The following is a 7,036-nucleotide window of genomic DNA, read 5'->3' as shown; positions in this document are numbered from 1 at the left end:
ACGATTCATTATCCCTCAACTGGGACAAACCGACTCTTTAAATGCATCGGTAGCGGCGGGGGTTGTGTTGTATGAGGCAACGAGACAACGAATAGCGAATAGCAAATAGCGAAAAACAAATATTAGGATCAAGAGGTTAAGAGCGAAAAATGAAGGCCTCGAGAGTGCTTTTCGTTTTTCGCTCTTCGCTTTTCGCTAATCCAGCTCACTTATCTTACGAATCACTTGATATAAACGAGTATGTTCGTTCACATCTTCAGTGAATGGATCATGCTCGAGGTGATTGGCAGAAATCATTTTCAGGCGAGTCACACGGCCATTGCGATCGGTGATTTTTTGTACGTGTTTGACCCAGATGCTGCCATTGTGTTTCACGGCGTAAATCTTGTTGTCCCGCACTTCACTCATGCTTTGAATTTCGCGACAGATCACTACATCGCCATTGGCAATGATGGGTTCCATACTGTTTCCTTTGATGGGAAAAGCAACCAAACCACCGCCAGCCAGGCCTGGAATATTGAAATAATCGATATCTTCAACGGCCCAACCATCCTTCCCTACAGTAGATCCTGCAAAAGCTTCCTCGGATGTAAACAAAATATTGCCTATCTTTAGGTTTGCCTCATCAGAAGGGGAAGGTTTTGGCAAATCGAACCCAAAAGGAGTACCTACCCCGTCGATGAGGTAAGATTCATTTACTCCGTATTCACGGCATAATGTTCGGGCATGACGATAATCCAGGCAACGTTTGTCATCAGGATTGAGGAAAGCCCGGATGATGTGGCCATAAGCCCGATTGCCGAGGATTTTGAGGGCAAAGTCGCCGATACCTTTGCCACTCCGGTCGTTGGGTTGAATGTCGCCACGTTCTACCAGCAAGTCAAAAACCTTGCGGAAGCGCTCATTCAACGATATACGATCTTCACGAATCATGGAGTGTGATTTAAATTCTAAAAATAATAGTGCCGAATTGTACGCAAGGTAAACAAAAAATTGTTACCAACAAATATTTGCAAGACATTTTTTTTTGTTGAAATAGGATTATTTTTGCGTTTACGCTGCTTGGCAGCACACAACAGTTATTCATTATGGCGGCAAAAAAGAAAAAAGGACAACTTTCACTCCGGTTCACTGAAGATGAACGCATCCCTAAGTTGATGGGAGTGCTATTGTTGTTTTTTGCCCTTTACCTATTCATTGCGTTTACTTCCTACCTGTTCACCTGGCAAATAGATCAGGACCGGGTTTTTCACTTTTCCTGGGAGCGTTTGTTGGACAGCCGTTACGAAATGGCCAACTGGCTGGGACGGCTGGGTGCGATTTTATCCAACTTTTTCTTTTACTACCTATTTGGTTTACCTTCTTTTTTGTTGGTGTACCTGCTTGTCCTGATGGGCACCGCCCTGATTCGGCGCATTTCTCTGTACCGATTCACTAGTCGAATTCGCTACACCGTTATATTAATGGTCTTTTTATCAGTGATTTTTGAGTTTTTGTTTGGCACCTTTGGTTTTCCCTGGGGTGGCGCTTTAGGAGACACCATCAATCAGTGGTTGTACCGTTTTGTGGGTACAGCAGGTCAGCTTGTTTTGTTTGGTAGCATTGCATTTAGTTTGGTCGTTTGGCGGTTTAACCCCAATTTTGATCAGTTGTCCTTTGGGCAGGCCATGCAGGAAATTTACTTTTACTTTGAAGCCCTGATCCAGGGGAAATTGTTTCGGCGGGCCAAACCTGGCAACCTGCAAGAAGCACAAGCAAAGTTGCGCCCTGGCCTAAAAGCCCAAAAACGCGTCAATACCAATACGGGTACAACAGAAGGCCAAGACGAAGCGGAAGATTTTGATGAGGAAGAAGATATGCCGCTTCCCGATGTGGAAATGCCACCAGTTCCTGCCCTGAAAGGCGGCCAGTTGGCTTTTGACCTGAACAAAGCAGCCAATCGACCACCTGTAGCCAATAGTCCCGCTGACCTGGAACTGGAAATGGGCTTTACGGAGCCGCAGGAACGCCAACCTATTGTGGAAAACGCCCCAGACCTGAACCTGCAACCACTGGATCTGGCCCAGGAAGAAAACCCGGACCACAGTGAACCCTACGATCCTACGCTCGAGTTGTCCTCTTACGAGCACCCCGTACTGGCCCTGCTCAATGACTATTCAGATCAAAAAGTAGAAATAGACCGCGAAGAACTGGAAGCAAACAAGGACCAGATCATTGAAACCTTGTTGCACTACAAAATCGAGATCACCAAAATCCGCGCCACCATTGGGCCAACGGTTACTTTATACGAAATCATTCCTGCACCAGGGGTGCGCATTTCACGCATCAAAAACCTGGAAGACGATATTGCCCTGAGCCTTTCGGCCCTGGGTATCCGCATCATTGCACCGATTCCCGGCAAGGGCACCATCGGGATTGAAGTACCCAACAAAAAGAAACAGATCGTTTCGATGAAAGAGGTACTCATGCACGAGAAGTTCAAAAAGGCCAAAATGGACTTACCCATCGCCCTTGGTAAAACCATTTCCAACGAAGTTTTTGTAGCTGACCTGGCCAAAATGCCCCACTTGCTGGTGGCCGGTGCCACTGGGCAAGGTAAGTCGGTAGGGATCAACTCCATTTTGATTTCCTTGTTGTACAAAAAGCACCCTTCACAAGTCAAACTGGTGCTGATCGACCCCAAAAAAGTGGAATTGTTCCCTTATGCCAAACTGGAGAACCACTTCCTGGCCTTTTTGCCCAATCAGGATGAACCCATCATTACGGATACCACCAAGGTGATCCACACCCTCAATTCCTTGTGCATTGAGATGGACAACCGTTATGATTTGTTGAAAAAGGCTTCGGCGCGGAACATCCGGGAATACAACGACAAGTTTGTACAACGCCGCCTGAATCCACAAAAAGGCCACAAGTTTTTGCCCTTTATCGTACTGGTTATCGACGAGTTTGCCGACCTGATCATGACGGCGGGCAAGGAAGTGGAATTGCCCATTGGCCGTCTTGCGCAACTGGCGCGCGCGGTGGGTATTCACCTGGTGATTGCCACGCAACGCCCTTCGGTGAACATCATCACCGGGGTGATCAAGGCGAACTTCCCGGCGCGGATTGGATACAAGGTAACTTCAAAAGTAGACTCCCGCACCATCCTGGACGCTGGTGGCGCCGAACAATTGATTGGTCGCGGCGACATGTTGCTCTCCGTAGGTGGTGAAATGATCCGCTTGCAAGGCGCCTTCATCGATACGCCCGAAGTGGAAGAAGCCATTGATTTTATTGCCAAACAACAGGGTTACCCTGAGCCTTACTTCTTGCCTGAATACTACGGCGACGACGAGCCACCAGGCCAAAGCGACTTGAAATACACCGATCTGGACGAAATGTTTGAGGATTCTGCCCGCCTGATCGTACAAAGCCAACACGGCTCTACTTCCATGATTCAACGCCGCCTGAAACTGGGCTACAACCGGGCAGGGCGGATTATGGATCAGTTGGAAGCCATGGGTATCGTGGGACCAAGTGAAGGCAGCAAGGCCAGAGAGGTGCTGTTTTTTGATGAGGGGGAATTGGAAAGGTTTTTGGCGGACTTGCGGGCGCGGAAATAAGCCGCGTCATGCAAATTAAGCGAACCATTTTTGTGGATGAAAAGGAGTTTAGGCGGTTTTTAGAAAGCCATCCTGAAGCTGGCTATTACGCATATAATGCACATTATCAAATGCTTGACGTAAGAGATGTCGAGTAATTTAATCTTGAACAAATCATCCTGGATTTTGAACCATTCAAACAGTTTTATTTATTGAGGAATCCCCTTGATAATCATTTGTATTTGGGGGATATCAATCTGGGTGGACATGGTGCAAGGTTCAGGATTATGAGAATAAGGAGGAAGGATTTATCTACAAATTTGGAAGAACTTAATTCTTGGTATGATAATTTTTCAGAAAGGATGTGGAGATAAATATGATAAAATTGTATCAACGGTTTTGTGCAAGTGGAGCCTACACTTTAAATTAGTTACACTGCAAAATCATCCACATCCGATCAAATCTTCGCGCCTTTAAATCTTCAGTTTTTATCCAAAAATAGAGTCTTCCTGAATCTCCCCACATCATCTCTGCTTCATCATTGCTATCAATTTGCAAGAGTAAACGCCAGTTTTTTGCGTTGGGTTCCAGGGTTTTAGCCAATGGGCTATTGTATCCAGAAGAATCGCCACAATACAGGCCATTGCTAACCAATTCACATTCCAATTCCATTTCATTTTGAATGACATCGGCATGACCTAGAACTTTATTGATGAAAGCATGTCCTTCGAAATGCTCGTAAAATTGAAAGTCTCTCTCGGCTTTAAAAATATTGTGTATGAGTTCAAGGGATGGTAAACTTGTTGCCTGGCTGGCTTCTACTCGACAAGGTTTGTATTTTCCAAAATCAGGTAGGTCGGGGGGAAAGTTTATCCGCTTTAAATTTGAGCTATCTCCATCATAAAACAAAACCCGGAATTTGTCCTTTTGTGCAGGGTCATAGCCCCAACTGTCTTGGTCGGAACAATAAAAAAAATAGGCTATGCCTCTACTTGGTAGCAAGTCATCGGTATCCAATCCTTTGATTTCAGCAAAATTGATCTGAGCGATGAAGGAAAGAGGTCTTACCTCGACTGAACTGACCTTTTTGCCAAAGAAGAAGAATTGCCTTTTCGCTTTTGTTCTCGTTTCGCTCGGCCAAGTCAGCGTATCTGGCAAGTCGGGCAGTCCACCAATTTTACTCACTCCAATTGGAATATCACTTTCCTGTTGCGCACTTATCTCAAGATGGATTGCATTGCGAAGATGGGGCTTTAATTGTTCAAAATAAGCGCCTAGACCCAAATGGGTCAGCTTTTCGATTAATTTTTGTTCGGTCATTCAATTAAATCTTGAACTTTTATTAATTCCTTGTCTCTTATCTTACTGACTAGCCCTGAAAGGGCGCCATCTCCCCAAGGAAGGGCAGCGCCCTTTCGGCCCCCATGCGCCATACACTCCTGTCCATACTGGGAGCCCTGAAGGGGCGGCATAATCCGCCGGATGATGTCGCCCCTTCAGGGCTGCTTAACTTATCAGAGGATGTACCGCTTAGAATGGGCACGGCCCATTCTTGGAGTGATGTCGCCCTTTCAGGGCTAGCTCATATTCCAAGCGCTGAGCCTATATCTGCTGACCTTCTCCGTGCTCATCACCCAAAGAAGGCCAACCCACTCTACCTACAAATTCCTTTTCTTCAACTCCCCCACCGCATAATCCGCCGCTCTCGCCGTAATCGCCATATACGTCAGCGAAGGATTCACACAAGAAGCCGACACCATACACGCGCCATCGGTCACAAACACGTTTTTGCAGGCATGCACCTGGTTGTACTTGTTCAGCACCGAGGTTTTGGGATCGTGGCCCATCCGTGCCGTACCCATCTCGTGGATACCCAGGCCCATGTGGGTATCGCGGTTGTAAGTGCTGATGTTTTTGAAACCTGCTGCTTCCAACATTTCAGCACCTGCCACCATGATGTCGCGGCGCATGGCCAGGTCATTTTCGCTAAAGGCCGCGTCGAACACGATCATCGGGATGCCCCATTGGTCTTTTTTCTCTGGGTCGAGGTAGATGCGGTTGTTGGGGTCGGGCAGGATTTCTCCGAAACCGCCAAAACCGAGGGTCCAGCCGCCGGGTTCGGTGAGGCTTTTTTTGAACTCAGCCCCAAAGCCATCCATACCTACTCCCCGGTTCCAACCACTACGGCTGGCCCCGCCCTGGTAACCAAAACCTCGCAGGTAGTCTTTCCGGTTGTCGCCGTCCCAGTTGCGGAAGCGTGGAATGTAAAGCCCCGTGGGCCGGGATCCAAAGTAATAATCATCCTCAAAACCCTCCACGGTGGCGGTAGCACCCGAGCCCAGGTGATGGTCCATCACGTTGCGGCCCAGTTGGTCGCTGTCGTTGCCGAAGCCATTGGGGAAGCGGCTGGATTTGGAATTGAGCATCAAGGCTGCTGAGTTCATAGCACCAGCCGTGACAAAGATGATTTTGGCAAAATAGTCGGTTACCGTTTTGTCCACCTGATCGATCACCCGTACCCCCGTAGCCTTTTGTTTCTTTTCGTCGTAAATCAAGGACTTCGCAATCGCGTTGTGCCGGATGGTCAGGCGTTTGGTTTGCGCCGCAGCGGGAATGGCCCCGGCCATCGAGCTGTAATAGCCACCGTGAGGGCAACCCCGCACGCATTTGTTGCGGTACTGGCAGGAAGCGCGGCCCAGAGCGGTATGGATGGGTTGCGCCTGCGAGAGGTTGGCAATCCGGCCAATGGTTACCTTGCGGTTCAGCTTTTTCATCACCGCATCCTTGAAGTGGATTTCGGGTGGCAGCATGGCCATGGGTGGCAGGAATTCGCTGTCGGGAATGATGTCCCAACCTTCCTTTTGGCCGCTGATGCCCACAAACTTTTCGATGTAGCTGTACCAGGGCGCAATGTCTTCGTAACGAATCGGCCAATCGATGCCAACTCCCTCCTTTGCGTTGGCCTCAAAATCGTGTTTGCCCCAACGGTAAGATTGGCGGCCCCAGTGCATGGATTTGCCGCCGGTATGGTAAGCCCGAATCCAGTCGAAAGGCCGTTTTTCGATGAAAGGGTTTTGTTTGTCATTGGTGAAAAAAGGGCCTGATTCTTCGTTGGCGAGGGTGCCAAAGCGGTTGTTTGACCAGTATTCTTCGGCAGAGTTGATGGGCACCTTGCCGCGGTGGTCGAACTCCCAGGGGGCTTTGTTGGCCGTATCGTAATCTTCGGGGTGTTTGATTTCGCGGCCACGCTCCAGCATGAGCACTTTGAGCCCCTTCTGGGTGAGCTCCTTGGCGGCGATTCCCCCGGTCATCCCGGAGCCAATGACGATGGCGTCGTATTTATTGGCTTTTTGGGTGTTTATGTTGCTTTGATTCATTGCGATGTGAATTGAGGAGGTCATGGATGAGGGTTCAAAAGCGGCATTTTTTCAGCACAAAGGACACAAGGGAGG

Annotated in this window: 4 protein-coding genes; 1 reads left to right on the top strand and 3 read right to left on the bottom strand. The window is 48.4% G+C overall.

Annotation, left to right across the window (positions count from 1 at the left end; all coding sequences use genetic code 11):
- Positions 1-195 precede the first annotated feature (195 nt).
- A complete protein-coding gene (locus SFV55_RS26380) occupies positions 196-933 on the bottom strand; it encodes a helix-turn-helix transcriptional regulator (protein ID WP_320032581.1) in 738 nt (245 codons plus the stop codon).
- A gap of 155 nt (positions 934-1,088) precedes the next feature.
- Between SFV55_RS26380 and SFV55_RS26375 the strand changes: the two genes are divergently transcribed.
- The gene (locus tag SFV55_RS26375; protein WP_320032580.1) at positions 1,089-3,605 is read left to right on the top strand and encodes a DNA translocase FtsK; all 2,517 of its coding nucleotides are present in this window, start codon (positions 1,089-1,091) and stop codon (positions 3,603-3,605) included.
- A 405-nt stretch (positions 3,606-4,010) separates the two neighbouring features.
- Here the strand turns inward: SFV55_RS26375 and SFV55_RS26370 are convergent, their stop codons facing one another.
- Positions 4,011-4,904: a YwqG family protein gene (locus SFV55_RS26370; RefSeq protein ID WP_320032579.1), complete on the bottom strand. Its 894-nt coding sequence runs from the start codon at positions 4,902-4,904 to the stop codon at positions 4,011-4,013.
- A 338-nt stretch (positions 4,905-5,242) separates the two neighbouring features.
- Positions 5,243-6,961 carry a GMC family oxidoreductase gene (locus SFV55_RS26365; protein ID WP_320032578.1) on the bottom strand — a complete coding sequence of 573 codons (1,719 nt, stop codon included), beginning with the start codon at positions 6,959-6,961 and terminating at the stop codon, positions 5,243-5,245.
- Between the last annotated feature and the right edge of the window lie 75 nt (positions 6,962-7,036).

Origin of the sequence: Haliscomenobacter sp. (assembly GCF_033763495.1) — a bacterium.
Lineage (GTDB): Bacteria > Bacteroidota > Bacteroidia > Chitinophagales > Saprospiraceae > Haliscomenobacter.
This window is presented reverse-complemented; position numbering and strand designations above follow the sequence as displayed.

Bases quoted from the DNA above. Each gene is read 5' to 3' on its own strand.
- SFV55_RS26370 (WP_320032579.1), bottom strand. From the start codon at position 4,904: ATGACCGAACAAAAATTAATCGAAAAGCTGACCCATTTGGGTCTAGGC.
- SFV55_RS26375 (WP_320032580.1), top strand. From the start codon at position 1,089: ATGGCGGCAAAAAAGAAAAAAGGACAACTTTCACTCCGGTTCACTGAA.
- SFV55_RS26380 (WP_320032581.1), bottom strand. From the start codon at position 933: ATGATTCGTGAAGATCGTATATCGTTGAATGAGCGCTTCCGCAAGGTT.
- SFV55_RS26365 (WP_320032578.1), bottom strand. From the start codon at position 6,961: ATGAATCAAAGCAACATAAACACCCAAAAAGCCAATAAATACGACGCC.